Origin of the sequence: Nocardioides gansuensis, assembly GCF_003076135.1 — a bacterium.
Classification (GTDB): Bacteria; Actinomycetota; Actinomycetes; order Propionibacteriales; family Nocardioidaceae; genus Nocardioides; species Nocardioides gansuensis.
In genome coordinates, this window is record NZ_QDGZ01000002.1 from 283,098 (window position 1) to 309,369 (window position 26,272).

Annotated in this window: 23 protein-coding genes; 11 read left to right on the forward strand and 12 right to left on the reverse strand. The window is 69.1% G+C overall.

The window, feature by feature from the left end; translation table 11 throughout:
- Positions 1-33 precede the first annotated feature (33 nt).
- Positions 34-1,566 carry an ABC transporter substrate-binding protein gene (locus DDE18_RS05595; RefSeq protein WP_116571258.1) on the reverse strand — a complete coding sequence of 511 codons (1,533 nt, stop codon included), beginning with the start codon at positions 1,564-1,566 and terminating at the stop codon, positions 34-36.
- A 665-nt stretch (positions 1,567-2,231) separates the two neighbouring features.
- On the opposite strand from DDE18_RS05595, the gene DDE18_RS05600 reads away from it, so the two are divergent.
- The 5 genes from DDE18_RS05600 (at position 2,232) to DDE18_RS05620 (ending at position 7,208) form a co-directional block, all read left to right on the forward strand.
- Positions 2,232-2,615 carry a RidA family protein gene (locus DDE18_RS05600; protein ID WP_211754420.1) on the forward strand — a complete coding sequence of 128 codons (384 nt, stop codon included), beginning with the start codon at positions 2,232-2,234 and terminating at the stop codon, positions 2,613-2,615.
- 61 nt (positions 2,616-2,676) lie between these two features.
- The gene (locus DDE18_RS05605; protein WP_116571259.1) at positions 2,677-3,783 is read left to right on the forward strand and encodes an alanine racemase; all 1,107 of its coding nucleotides are present in this window, start codon (positions 2,677-2,679) and stop codon (positions 3,781-3,783) included.
- 61 nt (positions 3,784-3,844) lie between these two features.
- Positions 3,845-4,579 carry an SDR family NAD(P)-dependent oxidoreductase gene (locus tag DDE18_RS05610; protein WP_116571260.1) on the forward strand — a complete coding sequence of 245 codons (735 nt, stop codon included), beginning with the start codon at positions 3,845-3,847 and terminating at the stop codon, positions 4,577-4,579.
- A 124-nt stretch (positions 4,580-4,703) separates the two neighbouring features.
- On the forward strand, positions 4,704-6,188 hold the full coding sequence (locus tag DDE18_RS05615; RefSeq protein ID WP_116571261.1) for an NAD-dependent succinate-semialdehyde dehydrogenase: 1,485 nt from the start codon (positions 4,704-4,706) through the stop codon (positions 6,186-6,188).
- Between the two features lie 3 nt (positions 6,189-6,191).
- Entirely contained in the window at positions 6,192-7,208 is a 1,017-nt protein-coding gene (locus DDE18_RS05620; protein WP_116571262.1) for a zinc-binding dehydrogenase, read from the forward strand.
- Positions 7,209-7,263: 55 nt separating this feature from the next.
- Here DDE18_RS05620 and DDE18_RS05625 read toward each other — a convergent pair whose 3' ends face one another.
- On the reverse strand, positions 7,264-7,761 hold the full coding sequence (locus DDE18_RS05625; protein ID WP_165821050.1) for an Lrp/AsnC family transcriptional regulator: 498 nt from the start codon (positions 7,759-7,761) through the stop codon (positions 7,264-7,266).
- 258 nt (positions 7,762-8,019) lie between these two features.
- On the opposite strand from DDE18_RS05625, the gene DDE18_RS05630 reads away from it, so the two are divergent.
- From DDE18_RS05630 to DDE18_RS05640, 3 genes are read left to right on the forward strand one after another with little or no spacing between them, the layout of a single operon-like run.
- Entirely contained in the window at positions 8,020-10,335 is a 2,316-nt protein-coding gene (locus DDE18_RS05630) for a transketolase-like TK C-terminal-containing protein (protein ID WP_116571264.1), read from the forward strand.
- 11 nt (positions 10,336-10,346) lie between these two features.
- Positions 10,347-11,036 (forward strand): HAD hydrolase-like protein, encoded by a 690-nt coding sequence (locus DDE18_RS05635; protein WP_116571512.1) that lies wholly within the window; start codon positions 10,347-10,349, stop codon positions 11,034-11,036.
- Positions 11,037-11,071: 35 nt separating this feature from the next.
- Positions 11,072-11,521, forward strand: a complete 450-nt coding sequence (locus DDE18_RS05640; RefSeq protein WP_116571265.1) for an Lrp/AsnC family transcriptional regulator — start codon at positions 11,072-11,074, stop codon at positions 11,519-11,521.
- Positions 11,522-11,794: 273 nt separating this feature from the next.
- Here DDE18_RS05640 and DDE18_RS05650 read toward each other — a convergent pair whose 3' ends face one another.
- The 10 genes from DDE18_RS05650 to DDE18_RS05695 all read right to left on the reverse strand — a co-directional run bounded on the left by DDE18_RS05650 (position 11,795) and on the right by DDE18_RS05695 (position 23,660).
- Positions 11,795-13,474, reverse strand: coding sequence for an aldehyde dehydrogenase family protein (locus DDE18_RS05650; protein WP_211754421.1), 1,680 nt, complete (start codon positions 13,472-13,474; stop codon positions 11,795-11,797).
- 29 nt (positions 13,475-13,503) lie between these two features.
- Positions 13,504-13,857, reverse strand: a complete 354-nt coding sequence (locus DDE18_RS05655; protein ID WP_116571267.1) for a cupin domain-containing protein — start codon at positions 13,855-13,857, stop codon at positions 13,504-13,506.
- A gap of 268 nt (positions 13,858-14,125) precedes the next feature.
- A complete protein-coding gene (locus DDE18_RS05660) occupies positions 14,126-15,217 on the reverse strand; it encodes an FAD-dependent oxidoreductase (protein ID WP_165821051.1) in 1,092 nt (363 codons plus the stop codon).
- A gap of 13 nt (positions 15,218-15,230) precedes the next feature.
- Positions 15,231-16,670 (reverse strand): aspartate ammonia-lyase, encoded by a 1,440-nt coding sequence (locus tag DDE18_RS05665; protein WP_211754422.1) that lies wholly within the window; start codon positions 16,668-16,670, stop codon positions 15,231-15,233.
- Complete coding sequence (locus DDE18_RS05670) at positions 16,667-17,671, reverse strand: cation diffusion facilitator family transporter (RefSeq protein ID WP_116571270.1); 1,005 nt, start codon at positions 17,669-17,671, stop codon at positions 16,667-16,669. The genes DDE18_RS05665 and DDE18_RS05670 overlap by 4 nt, the downstream gene beginning before the upstream one ends.
- A gap of 106 nt (positions 17,672-17,777) precedes the next feature.
- Entirely contained in the window at positions 17,778-19,199 is a 1,422-nt protein-coding gene (locus DDE18_RS05675; RefSeq protein WP_211754423.1) for an aldehyde dehydrogenase family protein, read from the reverse strand.
- Positions 19,192-20,283, reverse strand: a complete 1,092-nt coding sequence (locus tag DDE18_RS05680; RefSeq protein WP_116571272.1) for a homoserine dehydrogenase — start codon at positions 20,281-20,283, stop codon at positions 19,192-19,194. Before DDE18_RS05680 ends, DDE18_RS05675 begins: the two co-directional genes overlap by 8 nt.
- Positions 20,284-20,996: 713 nt before the next feature.
- A complete protein-coding gene (locus DDE18_RS05685) occupies positions 20,997-21,845 on the reverse strand; it encodes an SDR family NAD(P)-dependent oxidoreductase (RefSeq protein WP_116571273.1) in 849 nt (282 codons plus the stop codon).
- 10 nt (positions 21,846-21,855) lie between these two features.
- Positions 21,856-22,698 carry an SDR family NAD(P)-dependent oxidoreductase gene (locus DDE18_RS05690; protein WP_116571274.1) on the reverse strand — a complete coding sequence of 281 codons (843 nt, stop codon included), beginning with the start codon at positions 22,696-22,698 and terminating at the stop codon, positions 21,856-21,858.
- Between the two features lie 41 nt (positions 22,699-22,739).
- Positions 22,740-23,660, reverse strand: a complete 921-nt coding sequence (locus tag DDE18_RS05695; protein ID WP_116571275.1) for an alpha/beta hydrolase — start codon at positions 23,658-23,660, stop codon at positions 22,740-22,742.
- Between the two features lie 74 nt (positions 23,661-23,734).
- Here DDE18_RS05695 and DDE18_RS05700 point away from each other — a divergent pair, with 74 nt between their 5' ends.
- The 3 genes from DDE18_RS05700 (at position 23,735) to DDE18_RS05710 (ending at position 26,200) form a co-directional block, all read left to right on the forward strand.
- A complete protein-coding gene (locus DDE18_RS05700) occupies positions 23,735-24,355 on the forward strand; it encodes a TetR/AcrR family transcriptional regulator (protein ID WP_116571276.1) in 621 nt (206 codons plus the stop codon).
- Between the two features lie 86 nt (positions 24,356-24,441).
- The gene (locus tag DDE18_RS24220; RefSeq protein ID WP_425437547.1) at positions 24,442-24,591 is read left to right on the forward strand and encodes a metallopeptidase family protein; all 150 of its coding nucleotides are present in this window, start codon (positions 24,442-24,444) and stop codon (positions 24,589-24,591) included.
- Positions 24,592-25,198: 607 nt separating this feature from the next.
- Positions 25,199-26,200 (forward strand): NADP-dependent oxidoreductase, encoded by a 1,002-nt coding sequence (locus DDE18_RS05710; protein ID WP_116571277.1) that lies wholly within the window; start codon positions 25,199-25,201, stop codon positions 26,198-26,200.
- Positions 26,201-26,272: the final 72 nt, after the last annotated feature.

Genomic DNA, 26,272 nt, shown 5'->3' on the forward strand with positions numbered 1-26,272 from the left:
GACGCAGGCGAGCCGGCCCTCTGCGAGCTCGGGTCAGCCGAGTGACAGACCCGCCGTGAGCACGTAGGCGTCGAGGGGGTGCGGCTGGAAGCCCTTGACCCCCGCCTGGGTGCCCCAGACCGCGTTCTCGTGCTGGAGCCAGATGCTGGCCGCCTCGCCGTTCAGCTTTGCCGCGATCTCCCGGTACGCCTCGGCGCGGGCTGCCTCGTCCTCGAGGGCCACGGCCTCCTTGATCATCCGGTCGGTCTCAGGGTCGCAGTACTGAGCCATGTTGTAACTGCCCTTGCAGGTCCAGTCGGAGAGCAGGTAGCCGCCGGGGTCGGCCATGTCAGTCAGGTAGCCCCGCGACACCAGCGTGGCGTCGTAGTCGCCCTCGAGCCAGCTGGGCTCCAGTGCGGCAGCCTCGCCGGACTTGATCTCGACCTTGACCCCGAGCTCGGCCAGCTGGGCCTGGATGACGGTGGCGACGTCGGGAAGCTCTGGCCGATCGATGTAGGCCTGGAGCTCGAACGTCAGCTCTTCAGGGTCGACGCCGGCCTGGTCGAGCAGCGAGCGCGCCTCGTCCAGGTTGGCCGAAATGGCCTCGGCGCCCTCGGGTGCCCATCCGCTGTCCGGACGGAAGGGGCCGACGGCCGGCGTGCCGGCGCCCTCGTACACGCCATCGACGATCGGCTGGGTGTCGATGGCCTTCTGGATCGCCTGCCGCACCAGCGGGTCGTCGAACGGCGGGCGGGAGTTGTTGAGCAGCATCACGGTCGTTCGCGGAAGCCCGATCTGGGGGATCTCGAGGTTGGTGTCCCCCTCGAGCGAGCTCAGGTTGGCGACGGGCACGCTCTTGGCGATCTGGACCTCGCCGGCCTGGAGCTGGGTGGCCCGGGTGCCACCGTCGACCACGAACCGCACTTCGGCAGTGTCGAGGGCGACGTCGCCGCCCCAGTAGTTCTCGTTGGCCTTGAGTGCCAGCGACTGCTGCGGCACCTCCTCGGTCACCGTGAACGGCCCGGTGCAGGTCCCCTGGATGTCGATCTGGGCGCCCTCGAAGGCCTTGGGGGCCAGGATTCCGGTGTTCGGGCTGGCGAGCCGGAGCGGGAGCAGGGCGTCCGGCTCGGGGGTGCTGATCTGCACCGTCGACTCGTCGGTCGCCGTCACCTTCGAGATGATGTCGGGATTGAACGACCGCGCGGGGGTCTTCACCTCGAGCAGGTGGTTCAGGGAACCTGCGACGGCTTCAGCGTCCATCGGCGTGCCGTCCTGGAAGGTCACGCCCTCGCGGAGGGTGATCTCCCACGTCGTCGGCTCGACCTGGTTCCACTCGGTCGCGAGCATCGGCTCGAGCTCACCGTCGTACCCGATGCCCAGGAGCGTCTCCAAGCAGCCCGCTCGGCGCAGCCGGTGCGCGTCATCGGTCTCAGGAGCCCACGCAGCAGCGGGCGCGAGCTGCTCGGCATAGACAAGGTGGCCGCCGCCCCCTGCCGCGGCAGCACCGCCGGTGCCGGTGTTCATGCCGCACGCGCTCAGTGTCGTGGCGAGGAGGGCGACACCGGTCGCCCATAGGATTCGAGTCATGTCCTGTGATTCCTTTGCACCATGCCGGAGTTCCGGGGTGAGTCGGGGGGTTGTGTGCGCGGGTGGTCGCGGCCGGGGGCACGGCTAACAGGCCATCCAGATCGACCGGCGATCCGCGAGGCGTCACGCTAGGGTCGGTTCTGTCGGGGCGTCCAGACCGATCGGCACACTTCCAGACGATCTGGCTTCGGTGACGCAGGTCACTTGCCTAACGAATCCGATTGCCGGGGCTCTAGGCAGCCAATCGTCTGACGGGGGCGGGGGTGGTGCGGGCCGGTTTTCCCGATTCCGCCCCTGTCGACTGCCGATGCGGCTCCTTCGGGTTCGCGCTTCCGCGATGCATGACCGGGTGGCTCTGGGCCGAGGGGCCGTCTCAGACAGAAAGCTCCATGGTGTGGGTGTTGCGAGTCAGCGTGCTGCTATTTGGCAGTCTGATCATCAGATCGTCGCAATTCTGCCGCTGAAGATGGACTCACGCGTAAGGGCGCTCCTAGCCTCTCGGTGTCCGAGGCGCCCCGTCATGTGGGCGTACGTGCCTCGGCGCGCCCACCCCAAGAGGAGACGTAACAGATGGCTGAGATTCCCACCCGCAGCAGCTCCGCCCTGGAGCGGCTCGACGCGCTCGACATGGAGCTCCCGTCCGTCGCAGAGAGCACGAAGTACGCGTGAACCATCGGAAGGTCGACTCGAGCATCTACGTCGCGGGTCAGCTGCCCTACAAGGGCGGGGAGCTGCTGGGCCACGGCATCCTCGGTCGGGACGTCGACCTCGAGACTGCTCGCGAGCTTGCCCGCCAGGCGGTGGTGAACTGCTTGGCTGTCGCCGCGGAGGCGGTCGGGGGGCTGGACGACGTTCGGATCGTGCAGATGCTGGTCTTCGTCGCCAGCACACCCGAGTTCGGTCAGCAGTCGATGGTGGCCGACGCGGCCAGCGAGCTGCTCATCGACGTGCTGGGCGAGAACGGTCGGCACGCGCGCACCGCCATCGGCGTGGCGAGCCTGCCGCGCAACAGCCCCGTCGAGATCCAGATGATCTGCACGGCTGCGTAGGACACCACCGACTCCGTCGACCTCCCCCTTCGACCGATCCCTTCGACACCGAGGAGTGCACGTGCACCGGCTCCAACACGTTCTCGACCGCCTGGCCGACCGGGTGGACACGCCCTTCCCGATCGTCCTGGCGGACGTCATGCAGTGCAACATCGACCGCATGCAGGCCTTCGCTGCCGAGCGTGGCCTGGACGTGCGTCCGCACGTGAAGACCCACAAGTGCATCGAGATCGGCCGACGCCAGCTCGAGGCGGGTGCGGTGGGCATCACCGCGGGCAACGTCGGCGAGGCCGAGGTGTTCGCCGGCGCCGGGTTCGACGACATCTTCCTGGCCTACCCGGTGTGGCCCTCGGGCACCAAGGGTGGGCGGATCCGCGAGCTGGCGCGGACCACGAGCCTGCGGGTCGGCGTCGACAACGCCGCGGCTATCGATGCCCTGGTCGACGCGATGGGGGACGAGCCCGAGCGGCTCCAGGTCGTGGTCGAGATCGACTGCGGTGCCCGCCGCTCCGGCGCCCCGCCGGAGGCCGCGGGTGAGCTGGCGCGGGCCGTGCGCAACCGCGGGCTGGTGCCGATCGGGGTCTACACCTACCCCGGCCACGGCAGTGCCGGTCCGGGTTCGCGGGAACCGGCCGCGCAGGACCAGGAGGCCGCGCTGACCACCGCAGTACGCAGCCTGAAGAGCGTGGGGATCACCCCGCAGGTGGTCTCCGCCGGCTCCACCCCCACGTACGCGTACTCCACCGGCAGCGTGATCACCGAGATCCGACCCGGGGAGTACGTGTTCTGCGACCTGAACAACACCCGGCTCGGCGCGTGCGAGGAGGACCAGATCGCGTTGTTCGTGGCCGCGACCGTGGTCAGCGACTGGGTGCCGGATCAGGCAATCCTCGACGTCGGCACCAAGGCGATGGGCCGCGAGGGCACCCCAGAGATCGGCTACGGCGGAGTCGCCGGGAGCAAGGCCGTGTTGTGGAAGCTCAACGAGTACCACGGGTTCCTCGCGGTGCCCGGCGGCGAAGGGCGCCCGACCGTGGGCACCGTGGTCCCGGTGGTGCCCAACCACGTGTGCCCGGTGGTGGCCAGCTTCGAGGAGCTGCTAGTGACCGACTCCGAGGGCACGACGCTGGAGCGGTGGGAGGTCGCCGCCCGGGGCCGCCTCGGCTGAGCTGCTCACGACCGCCCTCTTGACCCCCTCAACCCCCGAACCCCACCTAGGAGAACCTGAGATGAAACTCGAGAAGGCCACGGCGCTGGTCACCGGCGCGACCAGCGGGATCGGCGAGGCGGTGAGCTCGCACTTCCGCCGCGAGGGCGCGCGGCTGCTGCTGACCGGTCGCCGCGAGCAGCTCGACACCGCCCGGCCCGAGGACGTGTACGTCCCCGGAGACCTCAACGACGAGGCCTTCGTCGCCTCCCTGGCCAAGGAGGCCGCGGAGTCCTTCGGCACCGTCGACGTGGTCGTGCTCAACCACGGCCTGCAGGCCAACGCCCCGCTGACCGAGATGTCCTACGAGGACGCCAAGAACGTGCTGCACAGCAACCTGCTCAGCTCGTTCCTGGTGATGAAGCACTTCGCCCCGCTGATGCCGGCGAGCGGGGGGTCGATCGTCCTCATCGGCTCGCGGCTCGGCATGGTCGGCATGCCGGACCAGGTGCTCTACTCCGCGGCCAAGGGCGGCCTGATCATGCTCGCCAAGGGCGCCGCGATCGAGTGGGCCCCGCGCAACATCCGGGTCAACGTCGCCGCGCCCGGCCTGACCGCCACCCCGGTCATCGAGTCGAACATCCAGCGCCGGCCCGACCCCGACGCCTACCGCCGCCAACGCGAGTCCCAGATCCCGCTGCAGCGCCTCGCCACCCCCGAGGAGGTCGCCGACGCCGTGCTCTTCCTGGCCTCCCCGGAGTCCTCCTACATCACCGGAGCCGTCCTCCCCATCGACGGCGGCTACACCGCCTTCTAGACCGCCCGACGGCTGTCCTGCCCGACGAGACGTTGCAGCTCAGCCCGCCCTACATCGTCACCAACCAGGAAGTCGGCGACTTCGTCGCCGCCATCGAACAGTCCGTCGCCGAGGAGGCACACCGATGAGCATCATCACCAACAACGACGCCCTCGTCGGCGCGGACCCCACCGCCGTCGCACACGCGGATCGCGTCACCGCTGGTCTCGGTCTGCCGATCGACGGCATCGAGGTCGCCGACCCGGCCACTGGCGAGCCCATCGCCCACATCGAGGACATCGACCTCGAGGGGGCCCTGCAGGCTGTCGCGACGGCGTACGAGGCTGGTCGCTCCTGGGCTCGCACGGCCCCGCGCCAGCGCGCCGACGTGCTGCACGAGTGGCACGCGCTGCTCGTCGCGTACGCCGAGGACCTCGCCCATCTCATCAGCCGGGAGATGGGCAAGCCCCTGGCCGAGGCACGTGGTGAGGTCAAGTACGGCACCGACTTCGTGCGCTGGTACGCCGAGGAGGCGGTGCGTCCGGCCGGCAACTTCCGCGAGGCCCCCGATGGTGGCGCGAGCATCATCACCCGCCGCGCCCCCGTTGGTCTTGCGGTGCTCATCACGCCGTGGAACTTCCCACTCGCGATGGCCACCCGCAAGATCGCGCCCGCACTGGCCGCCGGCTGCGCGGCAGTGATCAAGCCCGCCAACCTCACGCCGCTGACCACGATCTTCGCCGTGGAGCTCGCCCGCCAGGCGGGCGTGCCCGCCGAGCTGGTGCAGGTGGTGACCACCGCCAACGCCTCGCAGTTCAGCGAGGCCGTGCTGCGGGACGAGCGCGTGCGCAAGGTGTCCTTCACCGGCTCCACCGAGGTCGGCCGCACGCTGCTGCGACTCGCCTCCGACTCGGTGCTGCGCACCTCCATGGAGCTGGGTGGCAACGCTCCGCTGATCGTCTTCGACGACGCGGACCTGGACCGGGCGATCGAGGGCACGCTGGCGGCGAAGCTACGCAACGGCGGTCAGTCCTGCATCGGGGCCAACCGGATCTACGTGCAGAACGGCATCGCCGACGCCTTCGCCGAGGGACTGGCCCAACGCATGGGTGGCGTCGCAGTGGGAGCGGGTCTGGGCACGGGCACCGCGTTGGGGCCGCTCATCGACGACCGGGCCGTTCGCCGGATGCGCGCGCTCACCGACGACGCCGTGACGCGGGGCGCCGAGCTGCTCACCGGCGGCACCGAGCTGGGGTCGGTCGGTCACTTCTTCGCTCCGACGGTCCTCGACCGGGTGCCGGCGGATGCCGCGGTGGCCTGCACCGAGATCTTCGGGCCGATCGCCGCGATCCAGCGCTTCGACTCCGAGGCCGAGGTCGTCGCCCGCGCGAACGCCACCGAGTTCGGCCTCGCCGGATACGTGTTCAGCGAGAGCATCGACCGGGCACTCAACGTCGCCGACCGGCTCGAGACCGGCCTGGTCGGCATCAACCAGGGAGTGCCGTCCAACGCTGCGGCTCCGTTCGGGGGCGTCAAGCAGTCCGGCCTAGGCCGCGAGGGCAGCGCCGAGGGCCTGGAGGAGTATCAGTCGGTGCGCTTCTACAACATCGCGCGGCGCGAGACGCACTGAGGCATGCGCGCCACCACCATCCACGCCCCGGGGGACATCCGCCTCAGCGACGTACCCGATCCCGTGTTGTCGGCCCCCACGGACGCGATCGTGAGGGTGGTCGCGGGGGCGATCTGCGGCTCGGACCTCTGGCCCTACCGGGGCCAGAAGGCCATCACCCCGGGGGCGACCATCGGCCACGAGTGCGTCGGCGTGGTCGAGGAGACCGGGGAAGGGGTGCGGGACTTCCGCCCCGGCGATTTCGTCATCGTGCCGTTCGTGCACTGCGACAACACCTGCGCCCACTGCCGGGCCGGCGTCCAGTCCGCTTGTGTCAACGCCGCCTCCACGCGCAGCGGTCAGGGGGAGTACGCCGTGGTCACGCAGGCGGACGGCAGCCTGGTGAAGACCCACGGCGTGCCGGCCGCCGACCTGCTGCCGTCGCTGCTGACGCTCACCGACGTGATGGCCACGGGCTGGCACGCCGCGGTGTCTGCGGGCGTGCGTCCGGGCAGCACTGTTGTTGTAGTCGGCGACGGCGCGGTGGGTCTGTGCGGGGTGATCGCCGCGGCACGCCTGGGTGCGGAGCAGGTCGTGGCGCTCTCGCGCCACGAGCCGCGCCAGCAGCTGGCCCGCGCATTCGGCGCCACCCACGTGGTCGCCGACCGCGGCGACGGCGCCATCGCCACCGTCGAGGAGATCACCGACGGGATCGGCGCGGACGCGGTCCTGGAATGCGTCGGCACGATCGAGGCGTTGACCACCGCCCGCCGTGCCGCCCGTCCCGGGGCAACCGTCGGGTACGTCGGGGCGGGCCACGGGGTCGAGCTGCCGGTCCGGCCGATGTTCGAGAAGAACGTCGGACTTGCGGGCGGGATGGCACCGGTGCGCCGGTACCTCCCCGACCTCCTCGACCTCGTCCTCGACGGCGCCATCGACCCCGGGCGGGTCTTCGACCTGACCCTCCCGCTCGACCAGGTGGCCGAGGGCTACCGCGCCATGCACGAACGCCGTGCCATCAAGGTCCTGCTGCAGCCCTGAGCCGATCCACCTCCAGCACCGCTGGGACGAGCGGAGGCCAGCGGCACCGCTGGGCTCACCCGCTCGGCAGCACGAGCGATCGCTCGGGCGTCTGGTTGAGCACCAGCATCGTGCGCACGCTGCCGATCCCGGGGATCCGGGTGCGCAGTTCTTCGGTGACGAAGCGCTGCAGGTGCTCGACGTCGCGCAGTCTCACGAGCAGGAGGAGGTCGATGTCGCCGGCCAGGTCTGCGGCGTACTCGACCTCGTCCATCGCCTCGATCAGCGGCACCATGGACGACCAAGTCTTCCAGTTGTCCGGGGTGGACCGGATCAGCACCACGGCGCTGACGCCGAGCCCCACTCGCTTGGGGTGGACAGTGACCGTGAGCGCGTCGATGATGCCCTCCTCGCGGAGGCGGGCCAGGCGGGCGTAGGCCGTCGCGCGCGAGACGCCGGCCGCATCGCTCAGGGTGCCGATCGGCGCGCGGGCGTCCACCTGTAGGGCTCGCAGCAGGGCGAGGTCGATCTCGTCGATCGGACGAGGTGTCGGTGCGGACGGCTGGTTCTCCATGTGGCGACCACCTTGGGGTTCAGTGTTGGACGATCTTGTGCTTTTGGTGCGGGATTGCGCTAGATCGTATCGATCAACTGACATGAGAAGCCAGTTTGACTCGGCTGGGCGCCTGAGCCTAGACCGTGGATCACGTGCTTTCTAACCTGTGGGAACCGAGATCGCGCCTTTTGAGGAGCTGGCTGTGACCGCACGATCGACCGAACGCCTGGTGTCGCCGCATGGAGCGCATTCGACGGTTGCGCACAGGAACCCCCGATGACCGCAGCCGCGATTGAACCGGCCCGCCCCGCCGATGACCAGCTCGCGGTGCTGCGCGACGTGCAGGACCGGGTCCTGTGGCTGTCCACGGCACTCGTCCACCACGCGAACCGCGTCCGTGCCAATCCATCGGGAGTGAAGGTCGGTGGCCATCAGTCGTCGTCGGCGTCGATGGTCTCGATCATGACGACGCTGTGGTTCCGTCACCTGCGAGCCGAGGACCGGGTTTCCGTCAAGCCGCACGCGGCTCCTGTGCTGCATGCAGTGAACTACCTGCTGGGGGAGTTGGACGCCTCCTACCTCGAACGGTTGCGTGACTTCGGTGGCCTCCAGAGCTACCCAAGTCGAGTGAAGGATCCGGACCCAGTGGACTACTCGACGGGGTCCGTCGGGATCGGGGCGACGGCGCCGATCTGGGGTGCCATGGCCCGGCGCTACGTCGGCACGGCCGGCTCGGGCCGCCACTACTCGCTCGTCGGTGACGCCGAGCTCGACGAGGGAGCGGTCTGGGAGGCCGTCCTCGATCCCAACGTGGGCGAGCTGGGGGAGATCGTCTGGGTCGTCGACCTCAACCGGCAGTCCCTGGATCGTGTGGTGCCTGACATCGCCGCCGACAAGCTCAACGCGCTGTTCGCCGCCGCCGGGTGGCAGGTGATCACCGTCAAGTACGGCCGACGGCTGCAGCAGCTTTTCGCTCGTCCGGGGGGCGCTGAGCTTCGCGCACGGATCGACGCGATGAGCAATCCGGAGTACCAGCGACTCCTGCGCTGCGACGGAGCGGAACTTCGCCGTCGGATTCCCGGTTCAGGAGCCGACGGCCAACGGATCCGCGGCTTGCTGGCCGAGCTGGACGACCACGAGCTCCTCGACGCCATCGGCAACCTCGGCGGGCACGACCTGGGTGCCCTCGACGAGGCCTTCACGACGATCGACGACACCAGGCCGACCGTGATCTTCGCCTACACCGTCAAGGGATTCGGGCTGCCGACCAGGGGGCACCCGCAGAATCACTCCGCCCTCCTGACCGATGCCCAGATGCGACAGCTGGCCGAGCAGCTCCGCGCAGATCTCGAGGACCCGTGGCGCGGCTTCGAGGACGACGCCCCCGCGGCGACGCTGTGCCGGCAGACTGCCGCCAAGCTCCGTCGCCCTCCGACCCCTGAGATCCCACCCCTCTCGGTGCCGACAGACACCGGCAGGACGCCGGGCGGCATCGCCACGACCCAGGCCGCGCTGGGACGAACACTGCTCGACCTCACCCGTCAGGCGCCCGAGATCGCTCGGAGGATCGTCACCGTCAGTCCCGACGTCAGCTCCTCAACCAACCTCGGCGGCTGGGTCAACAAGGTCGGCGTGTGGTCGGTCCGTGAGCGCCAGGACTGGTTCGCCGACGACGGCGAGACAATCCTGCACTGGAGAGAGATACCGACCGGGCAGCACATCGAGCTGGGAATCGCCGAGGTGAACCTCGTCGGACTGCTGGGCGAGCTCGGCGCCACCTGGAGCCGCTGGGGCGAGCCGCTCCTACCGATCGGCGTCGTGTACGACCCCTTCGTCGAACGAGCCCTGGAACCCTGGTCGTTCGGGATGTACGCAGGAGGGCAGTCGATCCTCGTCGGCACGCCGTCCGGAGTGTCGCTCGCACCCGAAGGTGGCGCCCACCAGTCGATCAAGACCCCCTCCATCGGGCTGGAGCAGCCCGGATGCATCACCTACGAGCCGGCCTTCGCGATCGACACCGAGTGGGCCCTGCTGACCAGCCTGGCGCGACTCGGGCGGCCCGACGGCTGCTCGGCGTACCTGAGGCTCTCCACCAGACCGGTGGACCAGTCGCTGGCCGACGTCCCCCGCGACCCCACCGCCCGAGAGCGGCGGCGACGACAAGTCGTCGCAGGCGCGTACCGGATCCGTCGCCATCCATCACCTGCCGTGACCATCGCCGCAATGGGAGCGGTGGTGCCCGAAGCGCTCGCAGCAGCCGACCGTCTTGCGGCACAGGACGTCGCGGCCGAGGTCGTGTGCGTGACCAGCCCTGACCTGCTCTACCGGGCGCTGCGCGCCCGCCAGGGCCACGAGACGGCGGAGACGTGGGTGCTCGACCAGGTGTTCCCCGCAGACAAGGCGGCACCGATGGTCACCGTGCTCGACGGCCACCCCCACACCCTCTCGTTCCTGGCGACCGTCAACCGGGTGAAGCACTCCGCGCTCGGGGTCACCGAGTTCGGGCAGTCGGGAGCGCTGGACGACATCTACCGCCTCCACGGCATCGACGCCGACTCGATCACCGCCGCCTCGCTGGACCTCGTCGATTGAAGGTGAGCACCATGCCTCCCACATGCCTCCTCCTCGACCTCGACGGGACCCTGGTCGACTCCGCCCCCGGCATCACTGCCAGTGTCACCGCCGCGCTCACGGAGATCGGCCATCCGGTGCCCTCAGCGGACGCACTGCGCAGCTTCGTGGGACCGCCGATGCGGGAGACCTTCCGCAAGGTCGTGGGACTTGACCAGGCGACGGCCGAGCGAGCCCTCTTGCTGTACAGGCGCCGCTACGCCGAGACGGGCGCCCTCAACAGCAGCGTCTATGCCGGTGTGCCAGAGCTCTTGGATGCCGTGGCGGCATCCGGACTGCCGATGGCGGTGGCCACCTCGAAGGTCGAGGACCAGGCTGTTCGTGTCGCTGAGCACCACGGTCTCGCCTCACGTCTGGTGACCGTGTGCGGTACGTCCGACGCGGAACGTCGTGCCACCAAGCGCGATGTGATCCGAGAGTGCCTGCGCCGCATGCGGGAGCAGGGAGTCGACGTCTCCACGCCCCTGATGGTCGGAGACCGCAGCTACGACGTGCAGAGCGCTGCCGATGAGGGAGTTCCTGCGGTCCACGTGCTGTGGGGTTATGGGAGACCCGACGAGTCGGTAGGAGCGGTCGCGACCGCCGCCTCGCCCGAGGCTCTGGCAAGCCTGCTGGAGCGGTCGAGCCAAGGTCGCCTCCCCGCCGTAGCCCCCGCTTCCTGAACTGGAAGCCCCCGACCTCGAAGGAATCGTCCTCCATGGACGCTATCGACCAGAAGATCGTCGCCGCGCTGACCCGCAACGCCCGCGTCTCCTACGCGGAGTTGGCCAGCAACGTCCTGTTGTCCCGCAACGCGGTGCGCCAGCGCATCGAGCGGCTGGAGCGCCAGGGCCACATCTCCGGCTACACCATCGTCCGGGGTGGGGCCGAGACCGGCGAGCTCGTCTCGGCGTTCGTACTCGTCTACCGCCAGGACCGCATGCGCGGGGGCGACGTCCTGGCCGCGCTCACGCGCATCCCCGAGGTCGTCATCTGCGAGATCCTCAGCGGTGACTTCGACATCATGGTGCGACTGGAGGCGGCCTCGCTCGAGCGGATCCGCGGCATCTGGGAGGACATCGCACAGATGTCCGGGGTTCGCGACACGGTCACGGCGCTCACCCTGTCCTCGGTCGTCAACGGGCGGCGAAGGGAGGCGACGCCCTAGATCCGAAGCGTTTCAGACGAACTGAGCGTCCGCGTGCATGCCAGACGACGGCGGTCGCTGGCGCCCTCAGAATAAGGGGCCGAACGACGTGCGTGTGCAGCAAGCGCGAGGACGGGGCGGGCCCGGCCGCACCATGCGCGATCTGCTCCTGGGCCACAGCACCGACCTGACGTCGCTCCCGTGGGTGGGGCACCACACGCGAAACTGGGAGCCCGAGCCCATCCGGTTCATCGCCTCCAGACTCATCGCCAAGACGCTCGACGCCTCTGACGCCTACGAGGAGCGCACCCGCAACCCGGCCAAGCGCGCGCGATTGGTCCAGCCGTTCCTGCCACCGAGCTGACCGATCCCACCCCTCGGCCTGTTCCTCGGGCCGGTCTGGTGAGCTTCTGGGTCCTGAGTACCTGGGAGCGCCGCCGAGTGATGAGTGGGCACCGCAGCGGAGGATGGCCTTAGGCCAGACGATGGTTGGAACGCGATCGCGAAGGCACTCCTCATCAACCGCAACCGTCGGGTCGCGCGGGGGTGGTTGATGCAGACGACTTTTGGTTGGGTCATGTCTTCGTAGGCGAAGCGGATGCCTTCGCGTCCCATGCTGCCGTACTTGAATCCGCCGAAGGGCATGGCGTCGAAGCGGTAGTCGGAGGAGTCGTTGATCATGACGCCGCCGGCTTCGAGCTGTCGGGCGGCGGCGAGGGCGCGGTCCAGGCGTGTGGTGAAGATGCCGGCGTGGAGGCTGTAGTCAATGGCGTTGGCCTGGTCGATGGCGTCCTCGAAGGACTCGACCGGGTGGAGGACGACGACCGGGGCGAAGGCCTCCTCCTGCCAGATCGTGCTGGTGGTGGGGACGTTCTCGAGGACGGCGGGTGTGTAGAGGGAGCCGTCGACGTCGTTGCCGCAGAGCAGGGTGGCGCCCTGTTCGATGGCGGCGTCGACCTTGGCCTGGGTGGCGAGCGCGGCCTGCTGGGTGATCATCGGGCCCACGTCGGTGCGTTCGTCGAGCGGATCCCCGACTCGCAGCAGCTTCGTGCGGGCGACGAACGCGTCGCGGAAGCGTTCGTAGACCTGGTGGGCGATGAGGATCCGTTGGGTGCCGATGCAGTTCTGGCCCGCTGCCCAGAACGCGCCGGAGACGCAGGAGGCGACTGCTTCGTCGAGATCGGCGTCGTCCATGACGATGACCGGGGCGTTGCCTCCGAGGTCCATGGCGAGCTTCTTCAAGCCGGCCGTGCGGGCAATGGCCTCGCCGGTGGCGAATCCGCCGGTGAAGGACACCATGCGCACGTCGGGGGCGGCCACGATGGCGGCGGCGATGTCGGCATCGCCGTTGACGACGGTGACGACCTCCTCGGGCAGGCCGGCCTCGACGAGGGTGTCGACCAGCCGGAGCGCCGAGAGCGGGGTCAGCACCGAGGGTTTGAGGACGACCGCGTTGCCGCCGGCGATGGCGGGTCCGAGCTTGTGGGCGACCAGGTTGAGCGGGTCGTTGAACGGGGTGATGGCGGCGATGATGCCCAGCGGTTCGCGGGTGAACCAGCCCTGCCGGTCCTCGGAACCGTGGTAGGAGTCGAAGGGGACGACCTCGCCGGCGTTGCGCCGCGCCTCGGCCGCGGACAAGGAGAGCGTGTTGACGGCGCGGGCGACCTCCTTGCGGGCCTGGATGGTGGTCTTCCCGGCCTCGCTGACGATCAGCAGGGCGAAGGCCTCGGCCCGCTGCTCGACCAGGCGCGCGGCGTGATCGAGGATGGCGGCCCTGGATGCCCGGGACAGCGCTGCGGCCGTACGGCGCCCGCGCCTGGCGCGCTCCAGGATGCTGTCGATGGCGTCGGCCCCCGCGGTGGCGACCGAGGCGATGACCTCGCCCGTGTACGGGTTGCGCACCGACCCCGAATCGGTCCCGGCCGCCACGTCGCACCTGGTCTCGACGTCGGGCGGCGTGATGATCTCAGTCACCGAGGACCTCCTGAAGAAACGCGCGACGCTCAGTCGAAGCCGTGGCAGGCAAACTTGCGGATGGTCTCGGTCACTTCCCAGCGACCTGTCCAGTCCTTGGGCTGGACGATCACGTCGCCGCCGGTGATCTCGAAGCGCCTGCCGGTCGCGTGACAAGTGATGTTCGCGCGCCCGCTCAGGATGTAGCACACCTCGGTGTCCAGGCGAGGGGTCACCTCCCAGCCACCCGGCTGGCACTCCCAGATGCTCGTCTTGACGACGGGCTCGGTGTCGAACGACAGCTTGAACGTCTGGGGGTCCCCGGAGTCGTAGCCGGGACGGTGTCCGTTGGGCTTCAGCTCCCCGAGGGTCGTGGCTGCGGGCACGTGCACGAACGACAGCATGAATGGTCTCCTGAGTAGGCTTGCAATATGCGCAGAGCCTATGAAATTGAATGGCTGGCCGGTAGGCGCGCTGGAGAAAGAGAAAGGTCCTCGACGATATCAGCGACGATCTGAGGTCTCTGCCCGAACATTCCGGACAAGGGTACGGCCCGGTGATGTCGAGTGTCGCCCACACTGCGGGAAGCCGAAACTGGCAATCTCCGCCTCGCCAGCATCGGACGGCGGAGGCTGTCGCTGCGGGGCCCACTGGGGAGGACTGCGGTCGCGTTCACCGAGATGGCCGCGATCGCGGTCGGTCCGCGAAAGAGTCACACCACCGCGGCTCCGTCCTCGAGGGCGCCCACACGACGCGCCCGCGGTCGGCGAGCTGCGGGAAGCCGACGGCCCGGATGCGGGCGCCGTGGATCGTGGTGCCGAACTCGGGCAGCTCGGTGAGGGGGCGGGCCGAAGCCGGGCCGCCGAGCATGTTCTCGGCTGCCAGCGCTGCCTGTCGGCGGGTGCTGGCCCAGTGCTCCATGCGCACCGACTCCCCGCCGAGCAGCGGATGCGGAGCCCGGAAGACGTCGCCGGCGCCCACGACCCGGTCACTGCCCACCGCGTGCAGGGTGGCGCGGCAGTCCAGACCGTCCGCGAGGCGCAGCCCGCTGCCGTCCAGCCACTCCACGTTCGGCTGGGTGCCGGTTGCCATGACCACCAGGTCCGCAGGCAGGCGGGTGCCGTCGTCGAGGGTTACCCCCCGCACCAGACGCCCGGACGTCTCCAGGTCGCGCACCCGGGTCCGTGGCCGGACGTCGATGCCGGCCGCCCGGTGCAGGGTGAGCAGGTGCTCGGCCACGGCTCGGCCGAGTGTGCGACCCGTCGGCACGTCCGAGGGGTCCACGATGGTCGTGTGGTGGCCATGCTCGACGGCGGTGGCGGCGACCTCGGCGCCGATCAGGCCACCGCCGACGACGACCACCCGGCGAGCCGGCGCTCGCAGCGGGCCCGGAGCCTGGTGGCGTCCTCGAGGGTCCGCAGCACCAAGGCGCCCCGGGCCCGGGCCACCGAGCCCACGTCGCGCGGTCGGCCCCTGAAGCGACGACCAGTCCGTCGAACTCGATCCGTTCCCGTCCTCGACCACGACCGCCCTCCCGGCGAGGTCGACGCCGGTCGCCCGTGCACCCAGCCGCCGGACCACGTCCGGGACCTCGCCCGCGACGTCGAGCTCCCGCCGCTGCGTCTCCCCCGTCAGGAACCCCTTGGACAGGGGATAGCGGTCATAGGGACGGTGGCGCTCATCGCCCAGCACGACCAGGGATCCGTCGAACCCCAGCCCACGCAGGCACGCCGCCGCGTGGTGGCCCGCGAGCGAGCCGCCCACGATGACGATCGTCTCATGTCGTCGTCACACGCTGGGCGGCCTCGGAGATGCCGGCCGAGATGCCGGCCAGCTGCTCGGGTCGCAGCAGCGCGTCGAGGGCCTCCTCGGTCAGCACTCCGGTGGCCAGCACGAGCTGCCGGATGTCGCCGGCCCCGGCCAGTGCCGTCTCGGCGATCTCCGCAGCCGCGGCGTAGCCGAGATAGGGCGTGAGGGCGGTGACCACGCCGACGCTGCGTGAGGTGACGGCCTCCAGATGCTCGACGTCGACCGCGATCCCCTCGATGCACAGGGTCGCCAGCCGCTCGAACGCGCTGGTCATCCAGTCGATGTTCTGCAGCAGCACGTGGGCGATGACGGGCTCGAACGCGTTGAGCTGGAGCTGCCCGCCCTCGGCGGCCATGGTCACGGTGACGTCGTTGCCCACGACGGCGAAGGCGACCTGGTTGACCATCTCGGGAATCACCGGGTTGACCTTGCCCGGCATGATGCTGGACCCGGCCTGACGGGGCGGCAGACGGAGCTCCCCGAGGCCGGCCTGGGGGCCCGAGGACAACAGCCTGAGGTCGTTGCAGATCTTCGAGACCTTGACGGCCGTCCGCTTCAGGACACCCGAGAGCTGCACGAACACGCCGGTGTCCGAGGTCGCCTCGATCAGGTTGGTCGCCGGCACCAGGGGCAGCCCGGTGATCTGCCTCAGGTGGCGGCAGGCGGCCTCCCGGTACGCCGGGTCGGCGGTGATCCCGGTGCCGATCGCGGTGGCGCCGAGGTTGATCTCGCACAGCAACGCCCGGGAGTCCTGGATCCGGGCCTCTTCCTCGGCAAGCGTCGCCTCCCACGCCGCGAACTCCTGGCCGACGGTCATCGGCACCGCGTCCTGGAGCTGGGTCCGCCCGACCTTCGGGACCGACCAGAACTCGGCCGACTTCCGGTGGCACGTCTGAGCCAGACGCCTCACGGCGACGGACACCTCGGAGAGGGCAGCCAGCAGCGCCAGTCGGACGGCGGTCGGGTAGACGTCGTTGGTGCTCTGGCTGCGGTTGACGTGGTCGAGGGGGTGGATCTCTTCGTACGTCCCGGCCGGCAGCCCGAGCAGCTCGAGCGCGCGATTGGCCACCACCTCGTTGGCGTTCATGTTCGTGGACGTGCCGGCGCCGCCCTGGATGACGTCGACCACGAACTGGTCGTCGAGCAGCCCGTCGCGCACGTCCTGGCAGGCGCGGTCGATCGCATCCGCCCGCCGGCTGTCGATCAGCCCCAGCTCGCGATTAGCCCTGACCGCTGCCTGCTTCACCGCGCCCAGGGCGGCGACGAGACCACGGTGGGTCGAGATCGGGGTCGCGCTGATCGGGAAGTTCTCCAGTGCCCGTGCCGTGTGCACCCCCCAGTAGGCGCCCGCCGGGATCTCGCACTCGCCGAGGAAGTCTCGCTCGAGCCGGGCTGTCTCCTCGGTCACCACTGGACGAGGTTGCAGCCAGTGTGGTCGGTGGGTTCGACCTGGACGGTGGCGTGGGTGATGCGGTGTCGGTCGCGGAGGACCTCGCGCGCCTGGTCGAGGACGGCGTGCGTGTCGGCGTCCGGGCGGACCTGGAGGTGGACGCTGACGGCGTCCATCCCGGAGGTGATGGTCCATACGTGGAGGTCGTGCGCCTCGACGACGTGGTCGATCGACTGGAGGTCGGCGGCGACGTGGTCGACGTCGATGTGGGCGGGGGCGGACTCGACCAGGATCCGCAGCGCGTCGCGGCCGAGCTTGTAGGCGCGGGGCAGGATGAACAGCCCGATGCCGACCGCTATCAGGGAGTCGACCCAGTACCACGAGGTGGCGGCGATGATCGTGGCGCCGATCAGCACGCCGACCGAACCGACGGCGTCGGCGGTCACCTCGAGGTAGGCGCCGCGCAGGTTGAGGCTCTCCTTGGCGCCGGCGGCGAGCAGCCGAAAGGCGATCAGGTTGACGACCAGGCCGATGATCGCGACCACGATCATCGGGGTGGAGGCGACCTCGTGGTCGGCACCTAGCCGCTGGATCGCCTCGTAGACGACGTAGACGGCGACGGCGAAGAGCAGCACGGTGTTGGCCAGGGCGGCGAGGATCTCCAGCCGGTACCAGCCGTAGGTGCGGTGCACTGCGGCGGTGCCGGCGGTGGCCAGGCTGATCGCCGCCAGCGACATGCCCAGCCCGCCGGCGTCCGAGAGCATGTGCCCGGCGTCGGAGAGCAGGGCCAGCGACCCGGAGGCGATGCCGACGGCGAACTCGACGGCGACGAACGCGACGGTGATCAGGAACGCCCAGGTCAGCGGCCGCCTGTAGCGCGCGCCGGCGTTGACGGCGTCCAGCGCGTTCAGCCCGTGACCGTGCCCTTGTCCGTGCCCATGTCCGTGCCCGTGTTCGTGGCCATGTCCAGGCCCGTGGTCATCCTGCCGGTGGTCGTGCTGATCGTGGTGAGTACTCATAGGGGGTGACCTGTCTGGGCGCAGCGGGAGTGTGAGCGGAGAGTTCGAGCGGCGAGCTCGAGGAAGGCGGCGCCCGGCCGAGACGGCCTGACTGGGGCCGTCGCTCTCAGGTCGCGCGGGGGTGGTTGATGCAGACGACTTTTGGTTGGGTCATGTCTTCGTAGGCGAAGCGGATGCCTTCGCGTCCCATGCTGCCGTACTTGAATCCGCCGAAGGGCATGGCGTCGAAGCGGTAGTCGGAGGAGTCGTTGATCATGACGCCGCCGGCTTCGAGCTGTCGGGCGGCGGCGAGGGCGCGGTCCAGGCGTGTGGTGAAGATGCCGGCGTGGAGGCTGTAGTCAATGGCGTTGGCCTGGTCGATGGCGTCCTCGAAGGACTCGACCGGGTGGAGGACGACGACCGGGGCGAAGGCCTCCTCCTGCCAGATCGTGCTGGTGGTGGGGACGTTCTCGAGGACGGCGGGTGTGTAGAGGGAGCCGTCGACGTCGTTGCCGCAGAGCAGGGTGGCGCCCTGTTCGATGGCGGCGTCGACCTTGGCCTGGGTGGCGAGCGCGGCCTGCTGGGTGATCATCGGGCCCACGTCGGTGCGTTCGTCGAGCGGATCCCCGACTCGCAGCAGCTTCGTGCGGGCGACGAACGCGTCGCGGAAGCGTTCGTAGACCTGGTGGGCGATGAGGATCCGTTGGGTGCCGATGCAGTTCTGGCCCGCTGCCCAGAACGCGCCGGAGACGCAGGAGGCGACTGCTTCGTCGAGATCGGCGTCGTCCATGACGATGACCGGGGCGTTGCCTCCGAGGTCCATGGCGAGCTTCTTCAAGCCGGCCGTGCGGGCAATGGCCTCGCCGGTGGCGAATCCGCCGGTGAAGGACACCATGCGCACGTCGGGGGCGGCCACGATGGCGGCGGCGATGTCGGCATCGCCGTTGACGACGGTGACGACCTCCTCGGGCAGGCCGGCCTCGACGAGGGTGTCGACCAGCCGGAGCGCCGAGAGCGGGGTCAGCACCGAGGGTTTGAGGACGACCGCGTTGCCGCCGGCGATGGCGGGTCCGAGCTTGTGGGCGACCAGGTTGAGCGGGTCGTTGAACGGGGTGATGGCGGCGATGATGCCCAGCGGTTCGCGGGTGAACCAGCCCTGCCGGTCCTCGGAACCGTGGTAGGAGTCGAAGGGGACGACCTCGCCGGCGTTGCGCCGCGCCTCGGCCGCGGACAAGGAGAGCGTGTTGACGGCGCGGGCGACCTCCTTGCGGGCCTGGATGGTGGTCTTCCCGGCCTCGCTGACGATCAGCAGGGCGAAGGCCTCGGCCCGCTGCTCGACCAGGCGCGCGGCGTGATCGAGGATGGCGGCCCTGGATGCCCGGGACAGCGCTGCGGCCGTACGGCGCCCGCGCCTGGCGCGCTCCAGGATGCTGTCGATGGCGTCGGCCCCCGCGGTGGCGACCGAGGCGATGACCTCGCCCGTGTACGGGTTGCGCACCGACCCCGCGGTCCCGAGCTCGACGACGGGTTCGGTGATGGTGTCAGTCACGGAGAGCCTCCTGAAGAACGCGGTGCGCGGGGGCGCCGCTGCCGCTGGCGTGGTGCCGTTCATGGATCGCGATGATGTCCGAAAGCAGGGCATAGGCGGTCTCGAGGCGGCCGGCGCCCGGTCCGGAAACGGTGACCGTGCCGAGGATGTCGGTGTCGAAGGCCACCGCATTCATCGCTCCGGGAATTCCGGCGAGTGGATGATGGGCGGGAAGGGCTTGCGGCGCCACCCTGGCGTCCACGGTTCCATCCGCGCGTCGCTTCGCCGACCCGACGAGCTTCCAGTGCAGACCCTTCGACGCGGCGTCCTGCACCTCTGTGGACGTGAGAGCAGAGATCCCCTCGCACGACACGTCCTCGCGGCTCAGTTCCGCACCGAGGACCTCGCTGGCCAGGATCATGACCTTGAGCTGCACGTCATGACCCTCGAGATCGGCGGTGGGATCGGCTTCGGCGTATCCGCGTTCCTGGGCTTCCGCGGTGGCCGCCTGCAGGTCGAGTCCGTCTGCGAGCCTGCCGAGGATGTAGTTCGAAGTGCCGTTCAGGATGCCTTGGACCCCCTCGATCTGCAGTCCGCCGAACAAGCGCTGGGCCGTCCGCAGGATGGGCGTGCCGCTGACCACGGAGCCCTCGAACTCGAAGCTGACGCCGTGCTCGGCGGCCAGAGCCTTGAGCTCCTGGCCAGCGAGGGCGACCGGTCCCTTGTTCGTGGTGCACACGTGCTTGCCGGACTCGAGCGCCCACCGCACGTGGGAGACGGCGGGCTCCCCGTCGATGGGGTTCGTGTAAGTCGCTTCGGCCACGATGTCCGATGGCACGTGGCGGATCACCCACTCGTTGCGCGGGTCGGCACTACCACCTGTCAGGCCGGCGAAGCTCATTGCGTGGGGTTCCGTGGCGAGGAGCGGCACGAGGTCGATCCCGTTGTTGTCGACCAAGGATCCCGCCCGAAGGTCCGTGATCGCCACGACGCGGAGCGCGAACCCCATCTCATGAGCAAGGTCGTCGCCGCGCTGGACGATGAGCTCGGCGAGTCCGCGGTTGACACCGCCGAAGCCGATGAGTGCGAGGTCGTATCGCTCCATGTGATCACTCCTTGGCAGAGCCGCACCCTTCGCGGCGGGATTGCTGAGATCCTCACCCTTCAGCCCGTCACCTGCTCCATGCCGCAACGGCCAAAGAGCCTGCCGATGTGCCTCTCAATGCGACGATTTGCCCACTCGGCGAGGACCGCGTGGCTCCGCACGAAATGACAATGGCCCCGGGGAGTCCCGGGGCCATCGCGCGATCGAATACGAGTAGTTCGATCAGTTTACGACTCAGATGTCGTAGATCAGCTCGACCTGGCTGCCCGCAGTCCGGGTAGGCGGGTGCCCGTCTGCGGTCGGTTGACCGACAGACACGGCCTGCTCGAGGGCGCGCTTTGGGCGCGCTTTGAATCGCGAACGGTCGCAGAGGGGCGCCGACGCATCGAGCGTCTCAGGCGGTGAATCCGCAGGTCAGCGGCCACTTTCCTCGGATGAACGCAGTTGTCGGCAAAGGATCGCACTGACGCTCAGCACCATCTGCGTCTTCCCGATGACTTCCCATGTGGAGTGCGTTGCGCATCTCGTGAAGAGGTGAGCACGTACGGCACCCTCCTCGGCTGGCTGCCGCGTCGTATGCGGCTGCAAAGACGCAACCTCTCGGCCAGCCGTCGGCCCAGCTGTCGACCGAGTGCCGATGGGCGGGCGAGTCCTATCACTGGCTGAGGCGACAAGCGTCATGGACGTTGGCCCGGCGACTCGTGTTTGGCTGGTTACGGTTTGTTCCAGCCGGTTCTTGATGATTGGGCGATGGCGTCCGGGATGGTGCTGCCGCGGAACCCGATGCGGTCGATGATGGGGCGGGCGAGTCCTGGTGCTTTCGCGACGATGGTGTGCGACTTGGGTACGACGACCATGGGCTTGCGGCGTTCGATGCCGGTCACGATGCCTTTGACGACCGACTTGATGTCGATGAACTTGAAGATGCCTGTCTGGTTGCCACCCCAGAGGGTGTTCCCGGCGGGGTCGGCGACTACGTGGTCCATCAGTGGGGTCTTGAAGAAGGTGGGGTGGACGCTGCCGACGGTGACACCGAGGTGGCGAATCTCGAGTCGGATGCTGTTGCACATCGCCCAGACTCCGGCCTTGCTCGCTGTGTAGGACGCCTGAAGCGGCGAGTGGCAGAATGCGGCCATCGAGGAGATGGCCAGAAGGTGTCCGCGCTGTTCCTGGACGTGCGGCAGGGCTGCGCGGAAGGTCCGCCAGACCCCCTTGAGGTTGATGTCGATGACTCGGTCGAAAGCCTCGGGGTCGAGCTTGGCCATCGGTGCCATGGTGTCGATGCCGGCGTTGGCGATGACGACGTCGAGACGGCCGAAGTGTTCGGTAGCGCCGTCCAGGGCGGCTTGGAGGGTGTCGATGTGGCGGACGTCTGCTGCCCAGCCTCGAGCCACGTTTTGTCCGCCGAGTTGTACGGCTTGCTGGCTGACGGCGTGGGCGTCGAGGTCGAGGAGGGCGAGGTTGGCGCCTCGTTCGCGCAGTGCCTGGGCGACGGCTGAACCGAGTCCGCCGGTTGAACCCGTGATGGCGACGGTCCGGCCGGCGAGGTTGTACCTGGTCACGTCGGCGGCCTTACTTGTCGAGCTCGCGGACGAGACCGTGGATGCGGGCGTTGCGGTCGATCGCTGCGTCGGTGAGCACGTTGAGGGCGCCTCGTGCGGCCGAGATCGGGACCCACCTTCGCGGGCAGGTGATGCGGGGGCTTCGCGACTCCAGTCCCTTGACGACGGCCTGGGCGATGCGTGCGGGAGCTACCGGCTGTCGCAGGCCCTTGGGGTAGGCCAAGCGGATGATCTCTTCAGTGACGGGGTTGCCGAAGGAGGCCTCGATGATCGGGGTAGCGACCCAGCCCGGGTAGAGCACCCCCGCGGTGGCGCCGGTGCCGGCCAGCTCGGACCGCAGCGCGCGGCCGAACATCTCCACCCCGGCTTTGGACATGGCGTAGGGGGCGTTCAGCATGCCGTTGAAGTAGGCGTAGATGGAAGCGGTGACAAGGACGTGGCCGTTGCTCTCGGAGATGGCGGGGAGGCTGGCGCGGACGGTGCGCCAGACTCCAAGGAGGTCGACCTCTATGATCCGCTCGAACTCCTCTTCCTTCGTCGCCCGGATGGTCGTCGGGGTGGTTGCGGCGATGCCGGCGTTCGCGAAGGTCACGTCGAGCGCACCGAAGCGGGTCAGGGTCCGGGCGACGGCGTCGTCCATGCTGGCTCGGTCGGTGACGTCACCGGCGATCGCGAGGGACTGATCAGGCCCGAGCTCGTTCGACAACGCCTCGAGGTGTGCGGGGTTGAGGTCGACAAGGGTGACGTTGGCTCCGGCCTTGACCAGGGCGCGTGCGCAAGCGGCGCCGATGCCACCGGTGGCACCGGTGATGAGGATGGTCTTGCCGGGGAGAGCAAACTGCGGGTTGGCCATGGTGATTTCCTCGTTCGTTTCGGTCGGTCGGTGTGGCGGTGTCAGCTGGCGGCCGGGACGTGGCGGCTCAGGAACTCGATCTGGTCGGCGACGACTCTCTCGAACGCCTCGCCGACGTAGATGTCGAAGTGCCCCTCGGGGTAGAGGCGAATCTCGCGCTCGGGCGCCTTGGTGGCGTGTCTTTGGGCTGCGGACGCGGGCGCCACGGAGTCGGTCTCGCAGATGGCGAACAGGATCGGGCAGGTGATCCTCGGGGTCGCTCGTCCGGGGGTGTGCAGGCCGATGGCGAGTCCGACCCGGGCTGCGACCTGGTTCTCGAAGCTGGAGGCACCCGGCACGAGCGCGAGGTAGCCGGGCATCGCGTCGGGCGCGGTCATCAGGGCCGTGGAGCCGGGCGGACCGGAGGTCGGGATCATCACCGGCGACCGGCCGAGGAGGTGGCCGATGGTGTCGCGGACCGCGCGAGCGGTGACCCTCGCGCTCGTCCTTAGGGGCACGGCTTGCAGGGCGGCGAGACCGTCGGTGAACGGGCACTGCGCGATGGCCGCGGCGATGCGCGCGTCGTTGGCCGCGGTGAGGATCGCGTGTCCGCCGCCGAACGACGTCCCCCAGACCACGACTCGCTCGGGGTCGAGTTCCGGGATGGAGCGGGCAAACCGCACGGCGGCAGCCCAGTCGGCGATCTGGCTCTTGATGTCCAGCAGTTGGCGCGGCTCGCCGGTGCTGGCGCCGAAGTGTCGGTAGTCGAAGACCAGACACGCGTACCCCTCGGCCACGAAACGCTCGGCGAACGCGTCCAGACGCATCTCCTTCACCCCTCCGAGCCCGTGGGCCATCACGATGACTGGGGCCGGCCCCATGGAGGCCGGGCGGTAGAGCCAGGCCGCGCAGGTCTCTTTCCCCGAGCTGAAGGTCACGTCGATGCGCTCAGCGCGTGGCGGCTTGCGGTCCTGAGGTGTCATGTGACGCACATTACTGGAAGTACTACCAAGAATGGAAGACACTTCTAACAATGGATGTGGGTTACGCTTTGGACATGGACACGAGCGCCGGCACCCGTACGCAACGACGCGCCGCCGCGACTCGGCAGAGCATCGTCCAGGCCGCGAAGGACATCCTGGCCACTCACGGCTCCGCGGCCCTCACGATCGAGGCAGTCGCGGACCGAGCCGACGTGGCAGTGCAGACGATCTACAACCGGGTCGGGGGCAGGTCAGCCCTCCTCGTTGCTGTTGCCGAGTTGGCGATGCTCGAGAACCGCGAGTACATGGACACGGCCTACGCCACCCCGGGCACCATCGAAGAGCGCCTCCTGCTGACCGCGAGCTCCTACACGCGGTTCGCGCTAGAGCGACCCCACGAGTTTCGACTCCTCGTGGAACCTCCGGACCACCCTGAAGCACTCACGCGCATCGCCGAGCTCATCCAGGAACAGAACAACAAGCTGGCAGCCACGATCCGGGACGGCATCGCCGAAGGGGTGCTCAGCGTCGACGAGGATCCCGAGGTCCTGGCCACGGCACTGTGGGCGATGTGGAACGGGATCCTCAGCCTCGGCTGGCGAGCCGACCCCCTTCGGCCCGACCGCGAACGCCTGCAGCAACTCCTCGACGCGGCCGCCGGGACGATGCTCGTCGGCCTCCGCGCCCGCACCTGACCATCACAGATCCAGCCCTTGGAAACAGCTTCCGTGCCGACGCTGAGCCAAGCGCCCGCGTTGCCGCGGACGAGCTACGCGGGTGTCTGCCCGACCGGATCACGATCTACCGCCGTCCTACTTGCGAAGTCTGTCGCGGTGACCAGGAGGTTGCGGAACAGGTTCGCCGCACGGGATCCACGAGGTCGGTCACCCCTCGGCATCGACGAAGCCGACTGCGCGAGCTGGGATGGTGAAGAGCAGACAACGTCTGCTTCTTCCGCTCGTGGCTCGTCGCTTTGTGCGCATCACTGTGGGCGGACTGCCCCGCCAAGATCAGGTCGCCGACTCTGATCGCGCTTGAGACCCTGGACCCAAATTCGGCGAGGGCTCGGAAAGGGCGCGCTTTGATTCGCAGTGGCACGCAGCAGCGTGCCTACGGGATCAGGCCCCGACAGAGCAACATCGCAGGTCAGCGTACGGTTTCGGGCCATCGCCGCAGCCTGTAGCAATCATGCACGCTTACTCTCAGCGTCCCCAGTGCGTTCCCGATGACCAGCCATGTGGAGTGTGTCGCGCTTCTTGAGAATCGCGGCTCTGACCTGCGGCTGAGGGATTCGCGCTGAGGTCGTCGGTCTCCGACAAACCGCCGTAGGGCATGGGCGCGCTTTGCGGGCGATTCGCACGCCCGCGATCGCGGAGGGCGTAGGTCACTCCGTCGACGTCGACGTACGAGGTGGGGGCGGTGCGGTAGGTGTGCGTGATGTCTCTCCACGTGTTCGGGGGTGCCTGGTGGATATGGTATGATGATCGTACGTCAATGTTACGGGCGTCTACCACGCCCAACAGGAGGAGTCGATCGAGATGAAGGCCTTCGTCGTCACGAAGTACGCCAAGGAGGGGGCCGTGCGTGCCGAGGAGTGTCCCGAGCCGACGCCCCAACGCGGGGAGGTGCTCGTGCACGTCGAGGCGGCGAGTGTGAACCCGCTGGACTCCAAGCTCGCCGCGGGCGAGTTCAAGGCGCTCCTCCCGTACAAGCCCTCTTTCGTGCTCGGACACGATGTCGCCGGCGTCGTGATGGGCGTCGGCCCCGGCGTCACCGGCTTTGCCCCGGGTGACCGCGTCTTCGCGCGGGCGGGGGACTTCCAGATCGGCACGTTCGCCGAGCAGGTCGCCGTCCGCGAGTCCGACCTCGCCCTGGTGCCGGCCTCGCTCTCCTTCGAGGACGCCGCCTCCCTGCCACTGGTCGCGCTGACGGCGTGGCAGGCGCTCGTGGAGAAGGGTCAGGTGACAGCGGGCCAGAAGGTGCTGATCCACGCCGGCTCCGGTGGTGTCGGCACGATCGCGATCCAGCTGGCCAAGCATCTCGGCGCCACGGTCGCGACCACCACGAGCACCGCCAACGTCGAGTGGGTCCGCGAGCTCGGCGCGGACGTGGTGGTCGACTACCGGACCGAGCGCTTCGAGGACGTCCTCAGCGAGTACGACCTGGTGCTGGACCCGCTCGGGCCCGACCACGTCCTGAGGTCGCTGTCGGTGCTCCGCCCAGGTGGCCTCGCGATCGGCATCCAGGGTCCTCCGGACCCGGCGTTCGCGCGACGCATCGGCGCGAACCCGGTCGTGCGTCTCGTGATGCGACTGCTCAGTCGGAAAGTGCGCAAGGCCGCCCGACACCGGGGCGTGTCGTACTCGTTCCTGCTGATGCGGGCCGACGGAAGCCAGCTCGCCGAGATCGCCTCCTTGGTCGAGGAGGGCACGATCCGTCCCGTCGTCGACCGGGTGCTCCCCTTCGACGAGACGCTCGAGGCCCTGCGCCTGGTCGACGGCGGACGAGTCAAGGGCAAGGTCGTCGTGACGATGTCCTGACCGCGACCCCCAGCGAGACGAGGGCGCCCCCCGATCCTTGGATCGAGGGGCGCCGTTGCGCGGCGTGACCGG